Annotated in this window: 25 protein-coding genes; 6 read left to right on the forward strand and 19 right to left on the reverse strand. The window is 69.4% G+C overall.

All coding sequences use genetic code 11. From position 1 onward, the window contains the following. Positions 1–46: 46 nt before the first annotated feature. From IM660_RS15520 to IM660_RS15535, 4 genes are all read right to left on the reverse strand, one after another. Positions 47–604, reverse strand: a complete 558-nt coding sequence (locus IM660_RS15520; RefSeq protein WP_193496721.1) for a NuoB/complex I 20 kDa subunit family protein — start codon at positions 602–604, stop codon at positions 47–49. Positions 605–617: 13 nt separating this feature from the next. Beyond that, complete coding sequence (locus IM660_RS15525; protein WP_159622870.1) at positions 618–977, reverse strand: NADH-quinone oxidoreductase subunit A; 360 nt, start codon at positions 975–977, stop codon at positions 618–620. A 172-nt stretch (positions 978–1,149) separates the two neighbouring features. Then, on the reverse strand, positions 1,150–2,445 hold the full coding sequence (locus IM660_RS15530) for a geranylgeranyl reductase family protein (RefSeq protein WP_193496722.1): 1,296 nt from the start codon (positions 2,443–2,445) through the stop codon (positions 1,150–1,152). Positions 2,446–2,777: 332 nt separating this feature from the next. Then, positions 2,778–3,473 carry a demethylmenaquinone methyltransferase gene (locus IM660_RS15535; protein ID WP_193496723.1) on the reverse strand — a complete coding sequence of 232 codons (696 nt, stop codon included), beginning with the start codon at positions 3,471–3,473 and terminating at the stop codon, positions 2,778–2,780. An 88-nt stretch (positions 3,474–3,561) separates the two neighbouring features. Between IM660_RS15535 and IM660_RS15540 the strand changes: the two genes are divergently transcribed. Then, complete coding sequence (locus IM660_RS15540; RefSeq protein WP_193496724.1) at positions 3,562–4,860, forward strand: isochorismate synthase; 1,299 nt, start codon at positions 3,562–3,564, stop codon at positions 4,858–4,860. An 89-nt stretch (positions 4,861–4,949) separates the two neighbouring features. Here IM660_RS15540 and IM660_RS15545 read toward each other — a convergent pair whose 3' ends face one another. From IM660_RS15545 to IM660_RS15565, 5 genes are all read right to left on the reverse strand, one after another. Continuing rightward, positions 4,950–6,335 (reverse strand): S1C family serine protease, encoded by a 1,386-nt coding sequence (locus IM660_RS15545; RefSeq protein ID WP_193496725.1) that lies wholly within the window; start codon positions 6,333–6,335, stop codon positions 4,950–4,952. Between the two features lie 157 nt (positions 6,336–6,492). After that, on the reverse strand, positions 6,493–8,142 hold the full coding sequence (gene menD, locus IM660_RS15550) for a 2-succinyl-5-enolpyruvyl-6-hydroxy-3-cyclohexene-1-carboxylic-acid synthase (protein ID WP_193496726.1): 1,650 nt from the start codon (positions 8,140–8,142) through the stop codon (positions 6,493–6,495). Continuing rightward, positions 8,139–9,086, reverse strand: coding sequence for an o-succinylbenzoate synthase (locus tag IM660_RS15555; protein ID WP_193496727.1), 948 nt, complete (start codon positions 9,084–9,086; stop codon positions 8,139–8,141). Before IM660_RS15555 ends, menD begins: the two co-directional genes overlap by 4 nt. A 9-nt stretch (positions 9,087–9,095) precedes the next feature. Then, positions 9,096–9,644: a TetR/AcrR family transcriptional regulator gene (locus IM660_RS15560; protein ID WP_193496728.1), complete on the reverse strand. Its 549-nt coding sequence runs from the start codon at positions 9,642–9,644 to the stop codon at positions 9,096–9,098. Between the two features lie 17 nt (positions 9,645–9,661). Further along, positions 9,662–10,054 carry a DMT family transporter gene (locus tag IM660_RS15565; protein ID WP_193496729.1) on the reverse strand — a complete coding sequence of 131 codons (393 nt, stop codon included), beginning with the start codon at positions 10,052–10,054 and terminating at the stop codon, positions 9,662–9,664. A 104-nt stretch (positions 10,055–10,158) separates the two neighbouring features. On the opposite strand from IM660_RS15565, the gene IM660_RS15570 reads away from it, so the two are divergent. Then, complete coding sequence (locus IM660_RS15570; protein WP_193496730.1) at positions 10,159–11,106, forward strand: 1,4-dihydroxy-2-naphthoyl-CoA synthase; 948 nt, start codon at positions 10,159–10,161, stop codon at positions 11,104–11,106. Between the two features lie 302 nt (positions 11,107–11,408). Here IM660_RS15570 and IM660_RS15575 read toward each other — a convergent pair whose 3' ends face one another. The 3 genes from IM660_RS15575 to IM660_RS15585 all read right to left on the reverse strand — a co-directional run bounded on the left by IM660_RS15575 (position 11,409) and on the right by IM660_RS15585 (position 13,603). After that, a complete protein-coding gene (locus IM660_RS15575) occupies positions 11,409–11,609 on the reverse strand; it encodes a hypothetical protein (protein WP_193496731.1) in 201 nt (66 codons plus the stop codon). 125 nt (positions 11,610–11,734) lie between these two features. Further along, positions 11,735–12,502, reverse strand: a complete 768-nt coding sequence (locus tag IM660_RS15580) for an LLM class F420-dependent oxidoreductase (protein WP_193496732.1) — start codon at positions 12,500–12,502, stop codon at positions 11,735–11,737. A gap of 9 nt (positions 12,503–12,511) precedes the next feature. Beyond that, on the reverse strand, positions 12,512–13,603 hold the full coding sequence (locus IM660_RS15585) for a DUF3048 domain-containing protein (RefSeq protein WP_246464982.1): 1,092 nt from the start codon (positions 13,601–13,603) through the stop codon (positions 12,512–12,514). Positions 13,604–13,689: 86 nt separating this feature from the next. Between IM660_RS15585 and IM660_RS15590 the strand changes: the two genes are divergently transcribed. Continuing rightward, positions 13,690–14,868, forward strand: a complete 1,179-nt coding sequence (locus IM660_RS15590; RefSeq protein WP_193496733.1) for an AMP-binding protein — start codon at positions 13,690–13,692, stop codon at positions 14,866–14,868. Between the two features lie 109 nt (positions 14,869–14,977). Further along, positions 14,978–15,847: a 1,4-dihydroxy-2-naphthoate polyprenyltransferase gene (locus tag IM660_RS15595; protein WP_193496734.1), complete on the forward strand. Its 870-nt coding sequence runs from the start codon at positions 14,978–14,980 to the stop codon at positions 15,845–15,847. Here IM660_RS15595 and IM660_RS15600 read toward each other — a convergent pair. Beyond that, the gene (locus tag IM660_RS15600; RefSeq protein WP_193496735.1) at positions 15,806–16,183 is read right to left on the reverse strand and encodes a DUF4229 domain-containing protein; all 378 of its coding nucleotides are present in this window, start codon (positions 16,181–16,183) and stop codon (positions 15,806–15,808) included. The genes IM660_RS15595 and IM660_RS15600 overlap by 42 nt on opposite strands. Positions 16,184–16,206: 23 nt before the next feature. On the opposite strand from IM660_RS15600, the gene IM660_RS15605 reads away from it, so the two are divergent. Beyond that, positions 16,207–16,569: a PLD nuclease N-terminal domain-containing protein gene (locus IM660_RS15605; protein WP_193496736.1), complete on the forward strand. Its 363-nt coding sequence runs from the start codon at positions 16,207–16,209 to the stop codon at positions 16,567–16,569. Positions 16,570–16,674: 105 nt separating this feature from the next. Here IM660_RS15605 and ccsB read toward each other — a convergent pair whose 3' ends face one another. The 6 genes from ccsB to IM660_RS15635 all read right to left on the reverse strand — a co-directional run bounded on the left by ccsB (position 16,675) and on the right by IM660_RS15635 (position 21,902). After that, positions 16,675–17,643 carry a c-type cytochrome biogenesis protein CcsB gene (ccsB, locus tag IM660_RS15610; RefSeq protein WP_246464983.1) on the reverse strand — a complete coding sequence of 323 codons (969 nt, stop codon included), beginning with the start codon at positions 17,641–17,643 and terminating at the stop codon, positions 16,675–16,677. Continuing rightward, on the reverse strand, positions 17,640–19,289 hold the full coding sequence (gene resB / locus IM660_RS15615) for a cytochrome c biogenesis protein ResB (RefSeq protein WP_193496737.1): 1,650 nt from the start codon (positions 19,287–19,289) through the stop codon (positions 17,640–17,642). The genes ccsB and resB overlap by 4 nt, the downstream gene beginning before the upstream one ends. Continuing rightward, positions 19,286–20,125, reverse strand: a complete 840-nt coding sequence (locus IM660_RS15620; protein ID WP_193496738.1) for a cytochrome c biogenesis CcdA family protein — start codon at positions 20,123–20,125, stop codon at positions 19,286–19,288. Before IM660_RS15620 ends, resB begins: the two co-directional genes overlap by 4 nt. Continuing rightward, positions 20,122–20,718: a TlpA family protein disulfide reductase gene (locus IM660_RS15625; protein WP_193496739.1), complete on the reverse strand. Its 597-nt coding sequence runs from the start codon at positions 20,716–20,718 to the stop codon at positions 20,122–20,124. The genes IM660_RS15620 and IM660_RS15625 overlap by 4 nt, the downstream gene beginning before the upstream one ends. Further along, complete coding sequence (locus tag IM660_RS15630) at positions 20,715–21,359, reverse strand: histidine phosphatase family protein (RefSeq protein ID WP_193496740.1); 645 nt, start codon at positions 21,357–21,359, stop codon at positions 20,715–20,717. The genes IM660_RS15625 and IM660_RS15630 overlap by 4 nt, the downstream gene beginning before the upstream one ends. Before the next feature lie 78 nt (positions 21,360–21,437). Beyond that, positions 21,438–21,902: a MarR family winged helix-turn-helix transcriptional regulator gene (locus IM660_RS15635; protein ID WP_193496741.1), complete on the reverse strand. Its 465-nt coding sequence runs from the start codon at positions 21,900–21,902 to the stop codon at positions 21,438–21,440. A gap of 113 nt (positions 21,903–22,015) precedes the next feature. On the opposite strand from IM660_RS15635, the gene IM660_RS15640 reads away from it, so the two are divergent. Beyond that, positions 22,016–22,567 (forward strand): YceI family protein, encoded by a 552-nt coding sequence (locus IM660_RS15640; protein ID WP_193496742.1) that lies wholly within the window; start codon positions 22,016–22,018, stop codon positions 22,565–22,567. Positions 22,568–22,616 lie beyond the last annotated feature (49 nt).

A 22,616-nucleotide genomic window follows, 5' to 3' on the forward strand; every position in this document is an offset into this window, starting at 1 on the left:
CGGTGCAACCCGTTCCTCGCCGCCCCTTCGCGGGGGCTCCTCGCCCTCACGCCAACAACCCCTTCATCTGGTGCGTCGGTGTCGCCTCGAGCGCCGCGGCCTCGACCTTGGCACGTACCTCAGCGCGGTTGGGGCCCAGCGGCTCCTGCTTCACCACCTGCTCGTGCAGCTCCAGGATGGCGTTGATCAGCATCTCCGGCCGCGGCGGGCAGCCCGGCAGGTAGACGTCCACCGGGAGCACGTGGTCGACCCCCTGCACGATCGCGTAGTTGTTGAACATCCCGCCCGAGGAGGCACACACCCCCATCGAGATCACCCATTTCGGGTCCGACATCTGGTCGTAGACCGAGCGGATCACCGGTGCCATCTTGTGGCTGAGACGTCCCGAGACGATCATCAGGTCGGCCTGGCGCGGCGAGGCACGAAAGACCTCCATCCCGAACCGGGAGATGTCGAAGCGCGATGTCCCCGTCGCCATCATCTCGATAGCGCAGCACGCCAGGCCCATCGTGACAGGCCACATGGACGATGACCGGACCCACCCGACCAGGTCCTCGACCTTGCCGAGCATGAATCCTGCCGGAAGCTTGTCTTCAAGTCCCATTGCTCCTCCTTCCTCAGTCCCAGTCCAGCCCGCCACGGCGCCACTCGTACACGAATGGCACCGTGATGAGGAGGAGGAACGCGATCATCGCGATCAGCCCGAAGGTGGCCAGCTCGGTGAACGCCACCGCCCACGGGTAGAGGAACACCACCTCGATGTCGAAGATGATGAACGTCATCGCCACGATGTAGTACTTCACCGGGAACCGGCCCGAGGCGGCATGCGGTGACGGCTGGATACCGCACTCATACGCATCCACCTTGATCTTGTTGTACCGCTTGGGGCCGATGACAGCGCTCGAGAGCAGACCGGCCAGGCCCATCACGAACGCGAGCAGGCCCATGACCAGCAGCGGAACGTACGGATTCGTCATGCGTCCATCCTTCTGGTGTCCGGCGTCGTTCGACGGACGTGGTCCTTCGGGCGATCTACCTGCGGCAGGATCAGACCGAGGCTCATGCTCTGCTCGTCTGTGCATGAACGCTGCGGTGCCTCGCTCCGGTGCGCCTCGTTCCTCGCCGCCCCTACGCGGGGGCTCCTCACGCTCATGCTCTCGGCACCGCCTTCGTCAGTGCCGTGATCACACGGTCGGTCACGTCCCCACCCTTGGTGTCGTAGCAGTCCGAGAGCAACTTGAGCACGATCTTCATCAGCGTTGGCCGCGGCAGTCCGTATCGCGTGCACACCCGCATCACCTGCGGGTTCTCGATCAACTTCACGAACGCCCGGCCCAGGGTGAAGTACCCGCCGAGATCGGCGCGCATCCGGTCAGGGTAGGTCGCCAACGTGCGCTCTCGCGCTGCGTCACTGGTCCGCGCTCGCGCCTGCGCGATCACGTCTGCCGCGATCCGCCCCGCCTGCAACCCGTAGGCGATGCCCTCACCGTTGAAGGGCGAGACCATCCCGCCGGAGTCACCCACGAGCATCAGTCCCCGTGTGTAGAGCGGTTGCCGGTTGAACGCCATTGGCAGTGCGGCGCCCCGGACCGGTCCTTCCTGATTCTCCGCGGTGAACTCCCACTCCGGCGGCGCATTGCGCATCCAGGCGGCGAACAGGGACTTGTAGTCGAGCTGCGTCGCCTTGGCCGTCGAGCTGACCGAACCGAGTCCGACATTCGCGAGTCCGTTTCCGAGCGCGAAGATCCACCCGTACCCAGGCAGCAGCTGCGATTTCCCCGGCTCACCGTCCCACAGCTCGAGGTGAGACTCCATCCACTCGTCGTCGTGACGGGGAGTGCGGAAGTACGTGCGCACCGCCACACCCATGGGCCGCTCGTCCTTCTTGGCCAGCCCCAGCGCTGTGGCCATGCGAGCGGACACACCGTCGGCTCCGATCACCACCGGTGCCCGGAACGTCAGCGGCTCGGCATCGACTCGACGGCCGTTCTCGTCGACCTTGCGCGCCTTCACCCCGATGACGCGACCAGTGCGATCGTCGAGGATCGGGCCGCTGACGTTCACACCCTCCATGAGCTTGGCACCGCTGCTACGGGCATGGAATGCCAGCGTGGAGTCGAGGTCAGTGCGTGCCTTGGCCAGACCGTAGCTGGGATAGCGCTCGATCTCGGGCCACGGCAGGTGGATCGTGTGACCGCCGCCGATCACGCGCAGCCCGCGGTTGCGGATCCAGCCATCCTCGGCGCGCATGGGCACACCCATCCGGACCAGCTCGGCGACCGCGCGCGGAGTCAGACCGTCGCCACAGATCTTGTCTCGCGGGAACGTGGCCTTCTCGAGCAGGAGGACTTCGAGTCCAGCGGCCGCCAGGTAGTGCGCACTGGCGGCCCCGGCGGGTCCGGCGCCCACGACGATGACGTCGGCGTCGTCGGCTGCGCTCCTCACGGTCTCCCACCCTGTGTCGTCGTTGAATCGAAGTACCACCGAGCCTGCACGCGGCCACGGCTGAGCCCCGAACCTGCATCGGCGGGTCGGTTCTCGGTGCCTAGGCTACCCCGACCGGGACGTGTGCGAGACCACGGCAGCACCCGGTTTGGCCCGAGTTTCCGCCGATTTTTTGTTACAACCAAGTGCCGTAATTCGGGTCCTGATGGATCCGGGCGTTCTGGGCGGGAATCCCTCACCCGACCCCGGGCATCATCGCCGATGCGGGGCGTGCTCAGTCACCAGATCATGAGCGATGCCGGCGTCTCGTACTCGCGGGAGTCAGCGGCGGCTCAGACCGGACGCGTCGCCCGGTGCAGCGCGACGATACCGCCCGTCAGGTTGCGGTAGGCGACGCGGCGCCACCCGGCCCCGTGCAGCAACGCGGCTAGCGCGCGCTGGTCCGGCCAGTCCGCGATCGACTCGGAGAGATACGAATAGGCGTCGGTGTTGGAGCTCACCATGGACGCCACCCGGGGTAACACACGATCGCGATAGAAGCCGTACATCTCGCGCCACGCGGCGTTCGGCGGGGTGGAGAACTCGCAGATCACCAGCCGGCCACCCGGTCTGGTGACCCGGAACATCTCGGTGAGGGCCGCCGTCGTGTCCACGACGTTGCGCAACCCGAAGGAAATGGTGACCGCATCGAAGACCTTATCCGCGAACGGCAGCGCCGTGGCGTCCCCGACGACGAAGTCGAGGTCCGGGCGCCGCCGCTTGCCCACTGCAACCATCCCGGCGGAGAAGTCGCAGGGCACGACGTCGACTCCGGCGTCGGCGTAGGGCTCGCTGGAGGTGCCCGTCCCCGCAGCAAGGTCGAGCACCCGCTGGCCGGGCTCGGCAGCGACAGCCTCACGGGTGCGGCGCCGCCACAGCCGGTCCAACCCCATCGACAGCACGTCGTTGGTGAGGTCGTACGCGGGGGCGACGCCGTCGAACATGCCCGCGACCTCGCGCGGATCCTTGGCCAGGCTGGCTCGTGACATACCCCCATCATCGCGCACCCGACCGCGTGACCAGCATCACCAGCCCTGGCGACGCTCTCGCTGCCGGTGCGGAATAGGCTGACAAACGATGACAGACGCCGCTGTGGACCCGTGGCCACCGACCCTGCTCGCGCGCACGATCTCCGTACCCGCGCAGGCGATCGGCGACCTGTTCGACCTCCTCCCCTCCGCTGGCCCCGCCGATGCTCTCGCCTGGGTGCGCAAGGGTGAAGGGGTCGTGGGATGGGGTGAGGCGCTCCGGATCGAGACCTCCGGGCCGGACCGCTTCGCCGAAGCAGACCGCCGATGGCGAGAGCTCGCCTCACACATGGTCGTTCGCGACGAGATCCGTCAGCCCGGGACCGGCCCGATCGCTTTTGGGTCTTTCGCCTTCGCCGCTGACTCCGCCGCCGGCGGCGCACTCGTGGTTCCACGGGTGGTGGCGGGGCGGCGCGGCTGCGATGCCTGGTTGACCACGATCACCTCGGCCTCGGAGCTGCAGCCGCCACCCAATCCGACGGCGTTGCGCACCGCCCGGCAGGAGCGCCTCCCCCGGCCCGGGGTCACTTACTCCGATGGCGCACTCGGCGCCAGCCGCTGGGGCGAGGCCGTCGGGGAGGTCGTCAGCCTGATCCGCTCCGGTGATGTCTCGAAGGTCGTCATGGCGCGTGACGTGACGGCGCAGCTCGACGGACCGTTGGACGTGCGCGAGCTGCTGGCCACGCTCGCGGACGACTATCCGATGTGCTGGACGTTCGCCGTCGACTCGCTCGTGGGGGCGACCCCGGAACTGCTGGTGCGCCGTGAACGGGGACTGCTCTCCTCGCGGGTGCTGGCCGGGACGATCCAGCGCACCGGTGACGACGAGGCGGACCTCGCGCGGGCGGCATCCCTGGCACGCTCCTCGAAGGACCTGGAAGAACACGAGTTCGCCGTCGACTCGCTGACTCGCTCGCTGGAGCCGTACGCCGCGTCGACCAACGCCCCGGATGCGCCGTTCGTCCTGCACCTGCCGAACGTCATGCACCTGGCCACCGACGTCACGGCCGTGCTGGACGACGAGCACAGCGACATGTCCTCCCTCCAGGTCGCGGCGGCACTGCATCCAACGGCAGCCGTGTGCGGTACACCCACCGACACAGCGGCCGACGTGATCGGGCGGCACGAGCGAATGGACCGGGCGCGTTACGCCGGGCCCGTGGGTTGGATCGGGGCTGACGGCGACGGCGAGTGGGGGATCGCGCTGCGCTCGGCAGAGGTTGCCCCCGACGGCCGATCGCTGCGGCTGTTCGCCGGATGCGGCATCGTGGCGGCCTCTGACCCGGAAGCGGAGATCGCCGAGTCGGAGGCCAAGCTGGAACCGATGCGGACGGCTCTCGGCGACTGAGAGGCGTACCGAACTGACGGCCCTGGGCGATCCCGTGCCACATGCGGCACGGGATCCCCGTGAGCCGTCAGTCGTGCACAGGGCGCGAGTCAGGCTGCGGCGTCCTCACGCGCTGCCAAGGTCACGTCGACCGTCTCCGTCTGGCCGTCGCGAACCACGGTCAGCGTCACCGAGTCGCCCGAGCCGTAGGTGCGCACGTACCCGGTGAGGGAGCTGGCCCCGCCGACGGCGTCGTCGTCGATCTGGACGATGACGTCACCTTGCTGCAGCCCGGCCTGTGCGGCCGGCGTCCCCTCGACCACCTGTTCGATCGCGGCTCCGGTGCGGGTGACTCCGCCGGAGGAGACTGTCTCGTCCGAGAGCGTCACGCCGAGGTAGGCGTGCTCGGCTGAACCGTCGGTGACCAGCTGATCGGCGATACCGGCGGCAAGATCGACCGGGATCGCGAATCCGAGGCCGATACTCCCGCTGGAGGCACCGTCGGTGGCAATCGAGGAAGTGATGCCAATGACGTGCCCAGCCGAGTCGAACAGCGGCCCCCCGGAGTTGCCGGGATTGATAGCAGCGTCGATCTGAATCGCGTTGGTGACCACCATCTGGCGAGAGCTCTGGTCGGTGGTGCTCACCGGTCGGTCGAGCGCCGAGATGATGCCGGTGGTCACGGTGGAGTCCAGGCCGAGCGGGTTGCCGACGGCCATCACATCCTGACCGACGGCCAGCTCACCGGACGTTCCCAGCGTCGCCTCGACGAGGTCGTCCGGAGCATCCTGCAGCTGCAGCACCGCCAGATCGGTGGCAGCGTCGGTACCGACGATCTCGGCGGCGTACATCCTGCCGTCACTGAGGGTCACGGCAAGCTGCTGAGCTCCCTCGACCACATGGTTGTTCGTCAGCACGTATCCGGAACCGGCGTCGATGATCACGCCGGAACCCGCACCTTGCCCCGCCTGCGAACGTGCCGAGATGGCGACCACGCTGGGCCGGACGGTCTCGGCGACGGCCTGCCAGTCGGCACGACCGTCCGAGGCCGGGGCAACCGTCGTTCCCGACGACGTCACCTGCGTCAGGCCCGAATCGCCCTGGGTGTTCTGCAGGACGGCTGCTGTGCCACCGCTGGCCAGCACCGCAGCGAGGGTCGCCGCGGTGCCGACCATCAACCACGGGCGCTGCCGCTTGCCTCGCGGTGCCTCATTCCGTGCAGTCTCACCAGGCGGGGTTCCTCCACCCTCACCCGCACCCAGCGGTGCCGGGCGACTGGTGTCGGCAGTGTGAGTTGGGTGCTGCCAGGTGTAGGGGTTGGGGCTGGCGAAGTGGGGTTCGTGCGAGCGCCACGGATGCTGCGCAGGCTGCCCGGGAATCTGCGGCTGCTGCTGCGGCATGGCTGGATGTTGAGCGGCCGGGATCTGGGCCGCTGGCTGCGAATAGGGGTCGGGCTGCGGGGTGTGGCCAGGCTGGTCACGGTCGTACTCGTTCATGGTTCCTCCCTTGCGGTGATGACTCCATGACACGACGCGGACCTGTCGCCGCGCTGGGGGGAACCTGGGAACTTGCTGAGTACCGTGCTGGATGAGCTGCTGGATGAACTGCTGAATGAAAGTGACGGGAATACTGCCATGTCGTGCCGTCAGCGACCTACGTGGCAGTACTCCCGTCGCTTTCGTCCGCAGCGGCAGCCATCGCAGCTCGGATGCTGTCGCTCAACCGCTGGTTGCGCTCCCGGGCAGTGGCTCCGTCGAGACGCACCTCCACCACGCTGCGACCACTGAGCGGCGAGGCGAGAACTCCGGCGAGGCGCTCGGCGTCGACGACCTCGGTGTAGCGGGCGCCGAAACCGGTCGCCAATGACGCGAGGTCGAGTCCCTGCGGCGTCCGGAAGATGCGCTCGAAGGTCTCGGCACGTTCCCCGTGCTCCAGCGTGGCGAAGATGGACCCGCCGTCGTCGTTGAGGACGATCACCTGCAGGTCCACCTCGGTCTCGAGCGGACCTCGGGCGAGTCCTCCCAGATCGTGCTGGAAGGTCAGGTCACCGACCAGCACTCGCACCGGCCGGCCGGTGGCCAGCGCGAGGCCGGCACCGGTGGAGAGAGTTCCGTCAATGCCCGCCAGGCCACGGTTGGCGACGATCTGGGTGCCCCGGGCCGCATCGGCGCAGACCAGATCGGCATCACGAACGGCCATCGAAGCACCGAGCAGCACCGTGCCCCCCGCGTGCAGCATCGCAGCGGCCACAGCCGGCCCGTCCAGCTCCCGTGGCTGGTCGAGCACTCGGGCGGCGGCCGCAGATGCCCGCAGCCACCGGGTCACCCATGCCTGCTCCGCCGCACCCGCAGGCCCGGTCGGCGAGATCCCGTCGACCACCTGCTGCGCGGTCCCGGTCACATCGGCCCAGTCTGCTGATCCACTGGCCACCAGCACCTCGATATCGGTGCGCGCGAGCAGCCGGCCCACCGGGCGGCTCAGCGTCGGTTTGCCCAGCACCACCACCCGCTCGACCTGAGCCCCCAGCACCTCCACGGCGATACGGCCGGCGAGCACCGCCGTCGGGACGTGGCACAAGCCGGAGGACGGTTCGGCGATCACGGGCCACCCCCACCCGGCCACAATCCCAGGATCGGCCACCCGCGCGGCCCCGTCACCGGCGACGACCACGGTGCGCGGCCCGCGCGGCAGCTCGACCGGCGCCCCTCCCGACGAGGCGACCACCTGGAGCGGTCCGGGCACGGGACCGGGCGACCACTCGCCGTCGGGGACCAATGGATCACGGAAGGCGACGTTCAGATGCGCCGGCCCCGGAGCGCGGGTCCGGGTGCCGGTGGCGGCCAGCACCGCGCGGGTGGTGACGGCGTCGATCCCACGCCCCGGGGCATCGTCATCGGCGGGCAGCTCGGCGAAGTACCGGACGGCGCTACCGAAGAGCTTGACCTGGTCGGTGGTCTGGTTCGCACCGACCCCGCGCAGCTCGTGCGGCCGGTCGGCAGTGATCGCCAGCAGCGGCAGTCCACTGTGAGCAGCCTCGAGCACCGCCGGATACAGGTTTGCGACCGCCGTCCCGGAGGTCGTCACCACCGCCGCAGGACGATGCCGGGCGATCCCGAGCGCCACGAAGGCGGCCGAGCGTTCGTCGATGCGCACGTGCAGCTCGAGCCAGCCGGCGCGCTCGGCGGCATGCAGGGCATAGGCCAGCGGGGCGCTGCGGGAGCCGGGCGCGAGCACGACGTCACGCACACCACTGGCCACGAGGGCGGTCACGAGGGCTCGTGCCCGGGTGGCGGAGGGACTCATGACGGCGATCCTGTCACGTCCGCCAACCGCCTCTCCCACCGTTGGACCAGCTCCGCGGGAGCCGCGAGCGCGGCGAGACGATCCGGTGACGGCGCCACACGGCGCACGTCCAGCTCGCCCGCCGTGGGTAGCAGGGGGACGTCGGCGACGTCGTCATGGAACAGGTGCACTGTGGCGAGGCCGCACGCATGGGAGAGCTCGGGCAGAGCGGCGGCCAGAGCTACCCCGGCAGCGATTCCGACCGACGTCTCCAGCGCGGACGAGACCACGACCGGCAGCCCGATCTGCTCGGCAATGCGCAGCGCGGCACGCACCCCGCCGAGCGGCTGCACCTTGAGCACTACGACGTCGGCGGCCTCCCGGCGGGCTACCTCGTAGGGATCCTCGGCACGGCGGATCGACTCGTCGGCGGCGATCGGAACGTCCCCGCGGCGTCGCAAGGTTGCAAGATCGTCGACGGCAGCGCAGGGCTGCTCGGCGTATTCGAGGCCGTGTGCGGCCCGGTCCAGGAGCGGCAGACGGCGGATCGCCTCGTCCAGATCCCACCCGCCGTTGGCGTCGATCCGGATCTTCCCGTGGGGGCCGAGCGCGTCGCGGACCGCTTCAAGGCGCGCCTGCTCCGCGGCGAGATCCTGACCGGGCTCAGCCACCTTGACCTTCGCGGTCCGGCATCCGCCGCTGCCGATGACGATCGCGTGGGCGCGCTCGGGGGTGGTGGCCGGGACTGTCACGTTCACCGGGATGCTGGATCGGACCGGGTCGGGAAATGGTAGGTCTGCCGCTTCGCGTGCCGCCGCCCACCAAGCGCGCGATTCGACGGCGTCGTACTCCCAGAACGGGGAGAACTCGCCCCATCCAGCCTCACCTTCGATGAGCATCCCGTCACGCTGACACAGGCCACGGAACCGGGTCCGGAGCCCGATCGAGTACGTCGCTCGCCTCACCGGACCAGCCTATGCGGACTCCCGCGGCCGGCACACCGCCGCGAGCAGGTCACGAGCCAGCGCGGCGGGATCGCAGCCCTCACTGAGGGCGCTGACGGCCGCTCCGTCGACGATCGCCACGGCGATCGGCGGATCCAGTCCAAGCGGTTCGACGATCCGGGCGATCGCGGCGTCCACCCGGGAGCGCCCATCAGCGTAGGCAGCCGCGACCGCGGTGCTCCGGCCGGCTCCCGCGAGGTGCTCGTAGTGGCCACGGACCCGCTCGGCGGCCGGCAGCAGCGCTTCCACCGCGGCGGCGATGCGTTCCTGCCGGCCGGCGTGCTCATCCATGCTGGCTGCGACAGCCTCGGCCTGGTCCGCCCACCGGCCCACAACCTCGGTACCGGCCGCGGTTGCCAGATCGGTCAGCGAGGCGAAGTAGTAGGTGGTGGCCGAGAGTGAGCATCCTGCCCTGGTGGCGACGGCCCGATGCGTCAGAGCACCGGGCCCCTGATCCAGCAACAGGCCGGCGGCAGCCTGCACCAGCTGACCATGACGCTGGCGTCCCTTGGCGTGCATTTCATTGCCTCTCGCTCTCAGTGCCGTTCGCTCTCAGCGCTCTCGACGACAGCCTGCGCGTCCGCTGGAGCGTTCTCCTGCCCGCCCGCGTGCCCACCGCCGGCCAGGTTGAGCCCGATCACGCCGGCGACGATCAGCACGAGCGAGACGATCTTGACCACGCTCACCCCCTCCGCGAGCCAGACCATCCCGATGATCGCCGTCAGGCTGGCTCCGATCCCCACCCAGACGGCGTAGGCCGTGCCGACCGGGAGGGTCCGCAGGGCGTAGGCGAGGCCTGCCATGCTCGCGGCGAGCGTGACCGCGAAGATCACCGTTGGCCATAGGCGCGTGAACCCCTCCGACGCCTTCAGGCTCGTCGCCCACGCCGTCTCCAACATCCCCGAGACGATCAACACGACCCATGCCATGACATCCTCCGATAAATAGTACGTTCGTACCAGTTTCTCACAGGTCGAGCGCTGAGTAGTTCGGCGCATGGGAGAGCGTGGCCGAACCTCGCTACAGTCGAATCGTGAGCGAGAACCCCCCAGTACCCGCCCCGGTCTCGGACCTGTTCGATCCGCACCGCTGGCGCGACATCGACGGCTTCGACTTCACCGACATCACCTACCACCGCGGGGTGCGACGTTCCGAGGACGCAGCCACCGACCTTCCGGTGGTACGAATCGCCTTCGACCGGCCCGAGGTGCGCAACGCGTTCCGCCCGCACACCGTGGACGAGCTGTTCCGGGCACTCGATCACGCCCGGATGAGCTCCGACGTGGCCGCAGTGCTGCTCACGGGCAACGGCCCGAGCCCGAAGGACGGCGGCTGGGCGTTCTGCTCCGGTGGCGACCAGCGCATCCGCGGCCGGGACGGTTACCGCTACGAGGGTGAGACGGCCGGGGAGGTGGACCCGGCGCGGGCGGGCCGCCTGCACATCCTCGAGGTGCAGCGACTGATGCGCACCATGCCCAAGCCGGTGATCGCCGTCGTACCGGGGTGGGCCGCCGGAGGCGGGCACAGCCTGCACGTGGTGGCCGATCTCACCATCGCCTCGACCGAGCACGCGAAGTTCATGCAGACTGATGCGAACGTGGGCTCCTTCGATGCAGGCTACGGGTCCGCGCTGCTGGCCCGGCAGGTCGGGGACAAGCGAGCGCGGGAGATCTTCTTCCTGGCCCGGGAGTACTCGGCGGAGCAGGCCGAGCGGTGGGGGGCGATCAACGAGGCAGTGCCGCACGCGCAACTGGAAGAGCGGGCGCTGGAGTACGCGCGGATCATCGCCACCAAGTCACCGCAGGCGATCCGGATGCTGAAGTTCGCGTTCAACCTCGCCGATGACGGGATGGCCGGGCAGCAGGTGTTCGCCGGGGAGGCCACCCGGATGGGCTACATGACCGACGAGGCTGTGGAGGGGCGCGATGCGTTCCTGGCCAAGCGGGACCCGGACTGGTCGGGGTTCCCGTATTACTACTGATCTGGCACGCTGCCGCACGTCAAGGAACCTTGCCTCCAGATCTGGGAGAGATGAGGCACAGAACTGGCGGGCTCGCATCACTTCCCGCGCTGCCGAGGTCGACGTACTCGCCGACGTGGAAGCTGCCGTGTTTAGGGGCAACGACTTCGTCGCGCGAGTCGCGGCTTCCTGAGGGCCGGGTGACCTTGGCATCGTGACAATGAGCGAGATGGCGTTCCTTCGGCTCGCGTTCGAGTGGCCACGGCACCGGACAGGCGCCGGCCCCCTTCCCGCCGGACGTACCTGACCGCGGCCAGACAGGATCAGCCGATCACATACCCCGCCACCACCCGCACGACCATCCCCAGCCCGACGGCCGCGCCGGTGAGCAGCGCGAGAACTGCGACGAGCGAGAGTGTGGCGGGAAGCAGGGAGTCGCGGACGGGGCGTGGCTGTGGGGTATCGGTGGCGTAGGCGCCCTCAGGGCCGCTGATGGTGTCGGTGTGAACGTCGATCGTGGTCATGTCTCGATCGTCGCTGCCACTCGGGCCTCACCACATCGGCCCCGGGGATCGTGTGCGAGTCCCCTCCTCCACCTGACGGCGCACCGGACCTCATCCCGGGGGTGGACCCCCGGACGACATCCCGCTCAGCCTCGTGAGTCCCGCCAGGCGACGGCGGCCCGCACCTCGTCCAGGTCGTAGTCCGGTCCGGTGGTGCCGATGGTGAACAGACTCGCCCCGGCATTGACGAAGGCATCAGCCTGGTCCGCCCCGGGCCAGGCGGTCGACCGGGGGATCTGGGAGGCGTCGCGCCCCACATCGGCGCAGTGCCGCTCGAGTACACCGCTCTTGTGGGTGAACGTCTCCAGGTCGCCGAAGGCGTGCCACATATCGGCGTACTCGGCCACCAACCGCAGCGTCTTGCGCTCTCCCCCACCGCCGATGAGCAACGGCAGCTCTCCGACGGGGGCAGGGGTCAGCCGCTGCAGGCGACCCACGAGCCGCGGCAGGTACTCCTTGAAGAGTGCGAGCCGGGTGCCCGGCGTGCCGAACTCGTAGCCGTACTCGGCGTAGTCGCGCTCGTTCCAGCCGGCGCCGACCCCAAGGATCAGCCGGCCATCGCTGATGTGATCGACGGTCCGGGCCATGTCGGCGAGCAGGTCAGGGTTGCGGTACCCACCGCCGGTGACGAGCGCCCCGATCTGCACCCGTTCGGTCTGCTCGGCCCAGGCACCGAGCATCGTCCAGCACTCGTAGTGGTACCCGTCCGGGTCACCCGTGAGCGGGAAGAAGTGGTCCCAGTTGAAGACGATGTCCACGCCCGCGTCCTCGGCGCGGAGCACCGCATCCCGGACGAGCCGGTACTCCCCCGCGTGCTGGGGCTGGAGCTGAACACCGATGCGCACGTCAGTCATGGGTCCTCCTCAGGACACGTCCACGCTGGACCCGGACGTGGGCACCAGCTCGATCCAGGTATTGCCGGGCGCGAGGAGCACCTCGTCCCCGTCAGCGGTGGACAGCACGACCGGATCGGCCACGCCGTCCTTGGACCAGGTAGCCTCGATCGACTGGCCTCCGCTGGCCACGATCGCCTCACCACCACCGGTCATGATGGTCTCCGGAACGTTCGCCCCCGACGGGTCCACGTAGGAGGTGGTGGTCACCTGCACCCGCAGCACCACCACGTTCACCGCGCTGAGGCGCCCCGTGTCCTCCGTCGTGGCCGGCGCACCGCCCTCGCTGCGCAGCCAGGCCTCACCATCCCAGGTCCACGACGGCGTCGCTCGCGGAAACGAGATCGTCACCTGCTCCGCAGGACTTCCGTCCGTGACGGCGGTCGCGCCGGTGCCCTGGCGAGCGAAAACCAGCTGCTCCGGAGGCGGATCCGAGTGGTCGCCGTCGGCCTGGTCCAGGAACAGGGACGGCGTGCCGTAGAGGTTGTGGGGTGCGGCACGGGCACTGCTGCGGGTGAAGCCGCTGTGCCCGAGATCGTGGGTGAGGATCTGCGAGCCGGCACTGCGGGCGGCGTTGATGAAGGGCACCTGACCCCCGGAGGCGATGAGCAGCCCCTGATACGGCGCGGACATCGCAGCATCCATCGGCCGCACCGAGCGCACCGGACCCACCTGGCCGGGCAGCTCGGAGTGGTATACGGCGTTGAAACGGGTGATCCCGCCCTCGACCATCTCCTCCCAGACCACGTCTGCCGCCTGCAGCCCCGTCTGCGGTCGCGCCTGATCGGAATTCTCGATCTTGATCGACATCGCCGGATGGTCACCCGCGTCCTCCCCGAGCAGTTCCCCGGTCAGCGGCCAAGTCGCCAGCACCTCAGGCTCAGGCGGATGCTGCTTGTCCGCAATCGTGGGGGTGCGGGTGGGGTCTGCCGAGGGGGTGGGCGAGGGGGCAGGATCGCTGGGGCTCGTACAGGCTGCCACCATCAGCACCAATGCTGCCGCCGCTGCCTGCCCGATCCGTCGACGGGATGAGGGTCGGATGGTGGCGAGCGCGTGAAGCACGAACCCCACTCTAGACGCTCTCCCGTGACGGGCCTCCCTGGCCAAGGAGCACCGCTCGTGATGTGCAGCGATCGTAGGCTGGCTTCGTGTCCACCCTCGCGAGCACCCTGCTACCCCGCCTTGCCGACGCTCTGGACGGCGCAGAGCCGGTACTGCTCGGACCTGCAGCGCACTCGGTGGCCGATCAGGTGGGCACACTGCCCGGCACGGCATTGGTACTCGGCACCTCCGGGTCGACCGGGACCGCACGTGCCGTCGCCCTGAGCGCCGCCGCACTGCGCGCTAGCACTGACGCCACCCACGCCCGTCTGGCCGGGCCGGGTCAGTGGCTGCTGACCCTGCCTGCCGATCACGTGGCCGGGGTGCAGGTGCTGGTGCGCTCGATCCTCGCCAGCACCTCACCAGTGCTGATGGAACCGGGCCCGTTCCGCCCTGCCGCCCTGGCCGCAGCCGTGGCTCGGATGCGCACCGACGTGCCGCGGTACCTCTCCCTCGTGCCCACCCAGCTCCTGCGCATCCTGGAGGCTCCCGACGGCGCAGCGTGCGTCGCCGCGCTGCGCACCTGTGCCGCCGTGCTGGTAGGCGGAGCCGCCACCCCGCCGGCGCTGCTGGAACGCGCCCGGAAGGCCGGGATCGCCGTGGTCACCACCTACGGCATGACCGAGACCTGCGGTGGCTGCGTCTACGACGGCGTCCCGCTGGACGGTGTGCAGGTGCGCACGGCAGGCTCGCACGGACGGATCGAGATCGCCGGTCCGGTGCTCGCGACGGCGTACCTCGACCTGGGCGAGGAGCCGGCAGCACAGAGCGCCCTGCGTTCGGAGCTCGTGGAGCGAGACGGCGCCCGCTGGCTGCGCACCACGGACTCGGGCCAGTTCGAGGCCGGCCGCCTGCAGGTGCTGGGCCGGCTCGACGATGTCATCATCACCGGCGGGGTGAACGTCCATCCGGCGCACGTGGAGCGACGACTCGCGGCCGCCGGATTCGTGGAGTGCCTCGTCGTCGGGGTTCCGGACGAACAATGGGGGCAGCGCGTGACGGCCGTGGTCGCAGCGCCTGAAGGTGCGGCAGAAGCGGCAGGGGTGGTCACGCTCGCGCAGGTGCGTGACGCCGTCGGCGGCGGACCCCTGGCGCCCCAGGCGCTGGTGCACCTGCCGGAACTGCCGCGCCGAGGACCAGGTAAGCCGGACCGGCGGGCGGCAGCCGCTCTGGCGGCGCTCGCCGTGGCGGAGGGGCGGGCGGAGCTACACCGGCCGGGGGGCTGACCGCCCGTCCTCCGCTCTGGACCCGGTGCGGAGTTGGACCCGAGCGGCACCGGAAAGCGAGCCCGCAGCGACTATCCTGCATCGAGCCGCCTAGCCGATCGGAGCCTGCATGCCCACCCTGCGTGACTGGGTGGGCGGCGCACGTCCACGTACGCTGCCCGCCGCCCTCGCCCCCGTGCTCGCCGGCACCGGAGCCGCCGCCTACGACGACTCGGCCTCGCTGGTGCGGGCGCTGCTGGCAGCCGGGGTGGCACTGGCGCTCCAGGTCGCCGTGAACTTCGCCAACGACTATTCCGACGGCGTCCGGGGCACCGACGATGTCCGCGTCGGCCCCGTGCGGCTCACTGCCTCCGGCACTGTCCCCGCCGCAACGGTCAAGCGAGCAGCGTATGCCGCCTTCGGGGTGGCAGGGGTGCTGGGAGTCGTGCTGTGCGCGGTGGCCGGGACCTGGTGGCTGATCGGCGTCGGGGCCCTGTGCGTGCTCGCCGGCTGGTACTACACCGGCGGCAAGAACCCCTACGGCTACCAGGGGTTCGGCGAGGTCGCGGTGTTCGTCTTCTTCGGGCTCGTGGCCACGCTGGGAACGACCTACACACAGGCGGGCCGGATCAGCGTTCCGGCGGTCCTCGCAGCCTGCGCGATCGGCGCCCTGGCCTGCGCCCTGCTGATGGTCAACAACGTCCGCGACATCCCCACCGACACCATGGCCGGAAAACGCACGCTCGCGGTGCGCCTGGGCGATCGCAAGGCGCGTATCGCCTACGCCGGGTTGCTCGTGGCCGGTGTGGTCTGCGCCGTAGCCATCGGTGCCTGGGCGCCGTGGGCGCTCCTGCTGACCGGGCTGGCGCTACCCGTGCTGCACCTGTCGAGCCAGGTGGTTGGCGGTGCCGCCGGGCGGGAACTGATCACGGTCCTGGGCCGTACCGGGATGCTGGAGCTAGCGCTCGGTGTCGGTCTGGCCGTGGTGCTGACGATCTGAGTCCACTTGGGATGCCGGTCCAGGTTCTGGGGACTGCTCCTCCACCGCGTGATCCGCCCCTGGCGAGCCGCTCCCGTGCTGGTCCAGGACGTCGTCCTCGGCGTCGGCATCCTCGCGCAGCGATCGGGAGAATCTCCCCTCCCGCCCGGCCGACCGTTGCTGCAGCCACAGCGCCGAGGCCTGCCGGAATCGGTCCAGCAGCACGTAGGAGAGCGCGGCGCCGATCAGCACCGCCGCTGCCACGAGCAGCCCCCCTCGCATCCCGGCAAGGTACAAGCCCGCTCCGGCCAAGCCGATGAGGAGCAGGCGGAGGGCGCTGTAGACGATGACGGGCACAGACACAGCGTAGGCTGTCTGTGATGAGGATCGTGATCGGCCTGGGCCTGCTGGCGCTCGCTGTGTACTGCGTGATCGACTGCGTCGGCGGTGAGGAACGGCGGCGCCTGGGGGTCCCGACGTGGCTGTGGGTGTTGCTGATCATCGCGCTCCCTGGGCTGGGCCCGCTGATCTGGCTCTTGATGTCGCGCACGTATGGAAACGGTGGCGCCACGACGCCGAGACGTCCCACCCGACCTGTCGCTCCAGACGACGACCCGGCGTTCCTCGCCGACCTCGACCGGCATCCCCGTACCGAGCACCACGATGACGAGAGCACCGGCGAGGACCGCCCCGAGAACGAAGGGCATGGACCTGAGGAGCGGGGCGACGGCCGGTCCGGCTGATCAGGAACCGAACCCTCCACGATCTGCGCGGTTGCTCGCAGCAACCACACGACTACCCACAACCGCGCAGCCCGGTATCAGGCGCCCGAGGTCAGCGCCCGTGCTTCACAGGCCCGAGTAGGAGTGGCGGCCGTTGAAGAAGATATTGACGATGTAGAAGTTCGCCAGCAGTGCCATGAATCCGACCAGGGCGAAGTGCGCGAACTTGTTGGCGGCCCAGCCGGTGGTGACCCGGGCGTGCAGATACGCGGCGTAGATCACCCAGATCACGAACGTCCAGGTCTCCTTCGGGTCCCAGCCCCACGGCCGGCCCCACGCGTGCTCGGCCCAGATGGCCCCGGCCACGAGGGTGAAGGTCCAGGCGACGAAGCCGACGGCGTTGAGCCGGTAGGCGATCCGCTCCAGCCCATCCGAGGCCGGCAGGGCCTCCAGCACGCGGCTGAACCGCGTGACCGTGGTTGCCGTGGTTGCTGTGGCCACGCCGCCTCCCTCCCCCGGAACCGGGGACCCGCCGTCGGACTCCTGCGCGGCAGTGGAGGTGGCGGCGCTGCCGCCATCACCACGACCCTTGACCAGCTGCAGGATCGAGACCAGCGCGCTCACCCCGAACAGTCCGGTGGCGAGTGTGGCGACGGAGACGTGGATGACCAGCCAGTAGCTGTCCAGGGCCGGCTGCACCCCGTCGGCCGCCACGAACAGCACGGCCACTGCCAGGAAGAGGGCGAGGAAGGAGAGCAGGGCGATACCCACGCCCACGTAGCGGATGTCCCGGCGTTGCTGCACCGCGAGGAAGATCGCCGTGAGGAAGAACGTGAACATGAGGGTGAACTCGTACATGTTCGCCCACGGCACCCGGCCGGCGGCGAACGCCCGCAGCAGGATCGCCACCAGCAGCACCGCGACAGCGAGCCAGGTGGTGGCCATCCCGATCCCGGCGGCCCGGCGGCGCCGGTCCTTGCTCGCCCCGGTGCCCAGCGCCGAGACGTCCACGGCGAAGGCGACCATGGCGACGACGTAGCACGCCATCGCGCCGTAGACGAGCAGCGTGCTCACGGTGCCGAGGTCGGTGTTCACGAGTTCTCCTTCGTCATCTGGCCGAGCGGACTCAGAACCCGGTCCAGCTCACGGCGCAGGCCCGGGTCGTCCCCGCGCGCCAGGGCAGCCGCCGTCACCACTGTAGTCCCGCCCGGGCCGGGGGCGATGCGCGCCCAGACGCGCCGCCGCGGCAGGAAGAGAGAGGCCATCAGGCTCACGAACGCCAACCCCGCGAACACGCCCATCCAGGGGATCGAGGGGTCGTATCGCACGTCCAGAGCCGCGAAGCGGGGCAGCCCGTCGAACGTGATCGTGCCCAGCCCGTCCGGCAGCTCGACCGTCTCCCCCGGGCGCAGCACCAGCTGCACCGGGGTCTGGCTACCGTCTGGCCCGGTCGCTGCCACGGGTTCCATATTCGTGGTGTCCAAGGTGTACAGGTTCTGCGGCAGCCCGTCGTCCAGGCCGAGATCACCGGTGTAGAGGTTGAGCACCATGACCGGGTCGAGCGCTTCCGGGTAGACCGAGCCCACCGGGTCGCCCTCCGGGGATTCGAGCACGGTCGGCAACAGCACCCCGCTGAAGCCGTACTGCAACTCACCGCCGTTCGCATCCGGGGCCATGATCACACCGTTCGAGGTATAGAACAGGTCGCCCGAGGGCAGGAACATCGTCGAACCGGCGAACGCCACCTCTCCCTCGGCGTCGGTGATCGTCACCTCGGGGGCATACCCATTGCCGGAGAGGTACACGCGGGTCGAATCGGTCTCCAGCGGGTGGTTCAGCCGGATGTCCTGCTCACGCTCGGCGCCGTCGGGGGTCAGCAGCGTGACCGAGGCGGTGAAGTCGCGCGGCTGGGCGTCGTCGGTGAAGACCGAGGAGAAATCATCCAGGCGAAGACGGAACGGCTCGACCGACTCCCCGGCGAACCAGGCACCGGTATCGAACGAGTCGTAGTCCAGCGGAGCATTGACGAAGGTGCGCCCCTCGACCACCACGATCTGACCGCGGTAGTGCACCAGCTGGCCCCACGCCGTCACGACCAGCAGTCCCACCAGGGCAAGGTGGAAGAGGACGTTCCCCGTCTCCCGACCCCTCCCCCGTTCGGCGGAGATGGTGCGCACCTGCACCTGGCTGCCGGACGCCGTCGTGCGATCCTCGACGCCGGTACGGCGAACGTAGCGCCGCCCGAGCGCAGCCATGAGTGTCCGCTCGGTCTCGGCAGGGCTGAGCCCGGTCCGCAGCTCGGAGCGGACGTCGAAGCGGGAGAACCGCCTCGGAACCCGCGTGGGCTCGGCGCGCAGGTTGCGGGCGTGGGCGATGGTACGCGGCACGATGCAGCCGATGAGCGAGGCGAACAGCAACAGGTAGACCGCGGAGAACCACGGCGAGGAGTAGACGTCGAACAGGTGCAGGGCGTCGAGCACCTCCGCGGTCTCAGGGTGGTCGCGGTAGTACTGGATCACCCCGTTCGGGTCCACCGGGCGCTGCGGGAAGAACGCCCCCGGGAGCGCGACAGCGGCCAGCAGCAACAACAGCATGAGGGCCACCCGCATGCTGGTCAATTGCCGCCACATCCACCGCAGCCAGCCTCGCAGACCCAGCCGCGGGCCCACCGGAGCGTTCGACGGCGGCTGCTCGCCCTGGTCGGGAGCGGTCTTCAGACCCTCGGGGCGGTAGGCACTCACACCAATACCTCGAAGTCCGCGACATACCCCTGCAGCCACGACGCCAGCTGACTCCACAGTCCCGTCACCATCGCCAGCCCGAGCAGCACCAGGAGACCACCGCCGATCCGCATCATCGCGAGCCGGTGCCGGCGCAGGAAGGCCATCATCCGCTCCGAGGAGCGCAGGCCGAGCGCCACGAGCACGAACGGCAACCCGAGGCCCAGGCAGTACAGCAGCACCAGCACGAGCGCGCGAGCCGGATCGGCACCACCGATCGCCAGACTCTGCACCGCGGCAAGCGTCGGACCGATACAGGGCGCCCAGCCGATGCCGAAGACCACGCCGAGCAGCGGCGCACCCCATACCCCGGCGCGTGGGGAGAAGTGCAGTCGGCGCTCCCGCTGCAAGAACGGCAGCGTGCCGAGGAAGGCCAGCCCCATGACGATCACCACCACGCCGAGGCCGCGCAACAGCTCGTCCTGCCAGCGGATCAGCGCCACGCCGATCCCGGCAAGCGCCATCGTGGTGGCGGTGAACACCGCCGTAAAACCAGCGATGAAGCCGAGCACGCCGAGGACGAGCCGCGTGCGGGCACGGCGGGTGAATGTCGCTCCGCGGCCGCGCCCTGCCCGGCCGGTACCGACGCTCACGCTAGCGCCACCTCCGGCCGCCCCACCGGCATCGGCTCCCACCATTCCCCCGACGTAACCGAGGTACCCCGGAACCAGCGGCAGCACGCACGGCGACGCGAACGAGATGAACCCGGCCAGCAGTGCCACCGGGGCTGCCGCCAGCAGCGGCCCCGAGAAGACGGTCTCGGCGAAGGTGCGGCCGAGCTGCTCCCACCAGGTCACGGCGCCTCGGCCAGTACGTCGTCGATCAGTGCGCTCAGCGTGCTCGCCTCCACCCGGCCCACGACCCGGGCGGCCACGCGGCCGTCCTGATCGATCACCACCGTGCTAGGCATCGCCTGCAACGGCACCACCCCCTGCAACGCCGCCACCCCGGCGGCGTCGGAGTCGTACAGGCTCGGATACGGCACCTCGAAGCGCCGCTCGAACGCGAGTGCCGTCGCCGGCTCGTTGGTGTGGTTCACGCCGAGCAGATGCACGCCCTCGTCGGAGTACTCCTCGTGCACCTGGGCCAGATCGGGAGCCTCCGCCCGGCAGGGCGGGCACTCGGCGTACCAGAAGTTCAGCACGGTGATATCGCCGCGCCAGTCGGCCAGATCGACCGTCTCGTCCTCGAACGTGACCCCCGCGAGCTCGACGACGTCGCCACGCTCGCCGCGCGGCCAGGTCTGCACACTGCCATCTCCGGAGACGTAGCCGGTGTCGACGTCAGCGTCGGCGGTGGTGGTGGCGTCCGCACTGCACGCCGCCACGGTCAGCCCGGCGACTACGGCCAGCGCCCCGGTGACCACACGGCGCCGCGAGGGACCGGTCATGGAAGGACCGCCGTCGAGGAGTCCGGCAGCAGGTCGCGGCACGGTTCGGCGTAGTCGACAGTGATGAGCGTGCCGTCATCGAAGGTGAGCGAGGTGATCGAGGCGAGCGTGGTGTTGCGCTTGCGCGGGTCGTGCACCATGCTCCGGCCCTCGAGATGGCGGCGCATGGTCCAGATGGGCAACTGATGGGAGACCAGCACGGCCTCGTGGCCGACTGCCCGGGCGCGTGCATCGCGGATCGCGGCGGTCATCCGCTCGATCACCTCGACGTAGGGCTCCCCCCAGGAAGGCTTCCACGGGTTGATCAGCTTGACCATCCGCGCCGGTCGCAGCAGGTGGGTAGGGTCCTTCGCCACAGAAGTCCCCTCGAAGTGGTTACCGGCCTCGATCACCCGCTCATCGGTGCCGAGATCGAGCCCGAACCCCTCGGCGATCGGGGTGGCGGTCTGCTGAGCGCGCAGCAGTGGCGAGGCCGTCACGTCCACGATGTCGGCACCCTGCTCCTGCAGGGTGGAGGCCACTCGCTCGGCCATCTCGCGCCCACGGGCCGACAAGGGATACCCCTCGAGACGGCCGTAGAGCACCCGGTCGGGGTTATAGACCTCGCCGTGCCGGATCAGATGGACCGTCGTGTAGACCATGGCACCAGTGTCGCAAACCCCGACGACGTCCCTCACCCTCGTGCGCGGCAACCGGCGTGAAGCCGGTCACCTCACGTCTCAGCGATCGCGTCGGTCGATCTCCCGGATGATCTCGGTGAACGCCTCCCCCACGGTCGCCAGTTGCTCCGGGGTGAGGACGTCGACGAGACGACGACGCACCGACTCCACATGGGCTGGGGCCGCCGCTTTCAGTTGTTCGAACCCGACGTCGGTGAGCACGCAGTCCACGCCACGCCCGTCGTCGGCGGCACTGCGGCGCTGGACCAGTCCGGCCGCCTCCATCCGCCGCACCGTGTGCGTCAAGCGCGACCGTGAGGAGACGACATCGTGAGCCAGGCGCGACATGCGCATCGTCCGATCCTCGCACTCACTGAGCCGCACCATCACCTCGTACTCGTTCATCGACAGACCAGCCGCCTCTTCGAGGTCCCGGCCGAGCGCGTCGAACAGCGACCACGTCCCTTCGAGCAACGCACGCCAGTGCCGCTGCTGATCAGCGTCCAGCCATCGTGGTTCTGCCATGTCGTCCCTCTCACGTGATCAATCTCGACCGACCTCTTGACAGCAAGGGTAGTTGTCCCGCACAGTAATTACTACAAGATTCAACTATATCCTTCGACCCGAGGAGATCCATCGTGAGCACCATCCCCGCCGGCATCTACACCATTGACCCCGTCCACAGCGAGGTCGGCTTCGTCGTCCGTCACTCGGGCATCTCCAAGGTGCGTGGCCGGTTCACCGAGTTCGCCGGCTCCTTCACCATCGCCGACGACTTCGCCGACTCCTCCGCCCAGGTGACGATTCAGTCGGCATCGGTGCACACCGGAAACGAGCAGCGCGACGGCCACCTGACGAGCCCTGACTTCTGGGACGCCGCCTCCAATCCCGAGTGGACCTTCACCTCGACCTCCGTCGAGGGCAGCGGCGAGGAGTTCACCGTGCACGGGGACCTCACCATCAACGGCGTCACCAAGCAGGTGTCACTCGAGGTTGAGTTCGAGGGTGCACTCGCCAGCGGCGAGGGCGAGGAGAAGGTCGGCTTCTCCGCCCAGACCACCATCTCCCGCAAGGACTACGGCCTGACCTGGAACGTCGCCCTCGAGGGTGGCGGCCTCCTCGTCGGCGACAAGGTCACCATCTCCATCGAGGTCCAGGCCGCGAAGCAGGCCGTCGCCAGCCAGGCCTGACCCTCCCCCGGTTCAGCCGGTTCAGCACTGCCCGGTTCCGCGCCGTACG

The organism is Ruania alkalisoli, from assembly GCF_014960965.1.
In the GTDB taxonomy this organism is placed as follows: domain Bacteria; phylum Actinomycetota; class Actinomycetes; order Actinomycetales; family Beutenbergiaceae; genus Ruania; species Ruania alkalisoli.

Coding starts and splice junctions, on each gene's coding strand:
- IM660_RS15520 (WP_193496721.1), bottom strand. CDS start 604: ATGGGACTTGAAGACAAGCTTCCGGCAGGATTCATGCTCGGCAAGGTC.
- IM660_RS15525 (WP_159622870.1), bottom strand. CDS start 977: ATGACGAATCCGTACGTTCCGCTGCTGGTCATGGGCCTGCTCGCGTTC.
- IM660_RS15535 (WP_193496723.1), bottom strand. CDS start 3,473: ATGTCACGAGCCAGCCTGGCCAAGGATCCGCGCGAGGTCGCGGGCATG.
- IM660_RS15540 (WP_193496724.1), top strand. CDS start 3,562: ATGACAGACGCCGCTGTGGACCCGTGGCCACCGACCCTGCTCGCGCGC.
- IM660_RS15545 (WP_193496725.1), bottom strand. CDS start 6,335: ATGAACGAGTACGACCGTGACCAGCCTGGCCACACCCCGCAGCCCGAC.
- menD (WP_193496726.1), bottom strand. CDS start 8,142: ATGAGTCCCTCCGCCACCCGGGCACGAGCCCTCGTGACCGCCCTCGTG.
- IM660_RS15560 (WP_193496728.1), bottom strand. CDS start 9,644: ATGCACGCCAAGGGACGCCAGCGTCATGGTCAGCTGGTGCAGGCTGCC.
- IM660_RS15565 (WP_193496729.1), bottom strand. CDS start 10,054: ATGGCATGGGTCGTGTTGATCGTCTCGGGGATGTTGGAGACGGCGTGG.
- IM660_RS15575 (WP_193496731.1), bottom strand. CDS start 11,609: ATGACCACGATCGACGTTCACACCGACACCATCAGCGGCCCTGAGGGC.
- IM660_RS15580 (WP_193496732.1), bottom strand. CDS start 12,502: ATGACTGACGTGCGCATCGGTGTTCAGCTCCAGCCCCAGCACGCGGGG.
- IM660_RS15595 (WP_193496734.1), top strand. CDS start 14,978: ATGCCCACCCTGCGTGACTGGGTGGGCGGCGCACGTCCACGTACGCTG.
- IM660_RS15605 (WP_193496736.1), top strand. CDS start 16,207: ATGAGGATCGTGATCGGCCTGGGCCTGCTGGCGCTCGCTGTGTACTGC.
- IM660_RS15625 (WP_193496739.1), bottom strand. CDS start 20,718: ATGACCGGTCCCTCGCGGCGCCGTGTGGTCACCGGGGCGCTGGCCGTA.
- IM660_RS15630 (WP_193496740.1), bottom strand. CDS start 21,359: ATGGTCTACACGACGGTCCATCTGATCCGGCACGGCGAGGTCTATAAC.
- IM660_RS15635 (WP_193496741.1), bottom strand. CDS start 21,902: ATGGCAGAACCACGATGGCTGGACGCTGATCAGCAGCGGCACTGGCGT.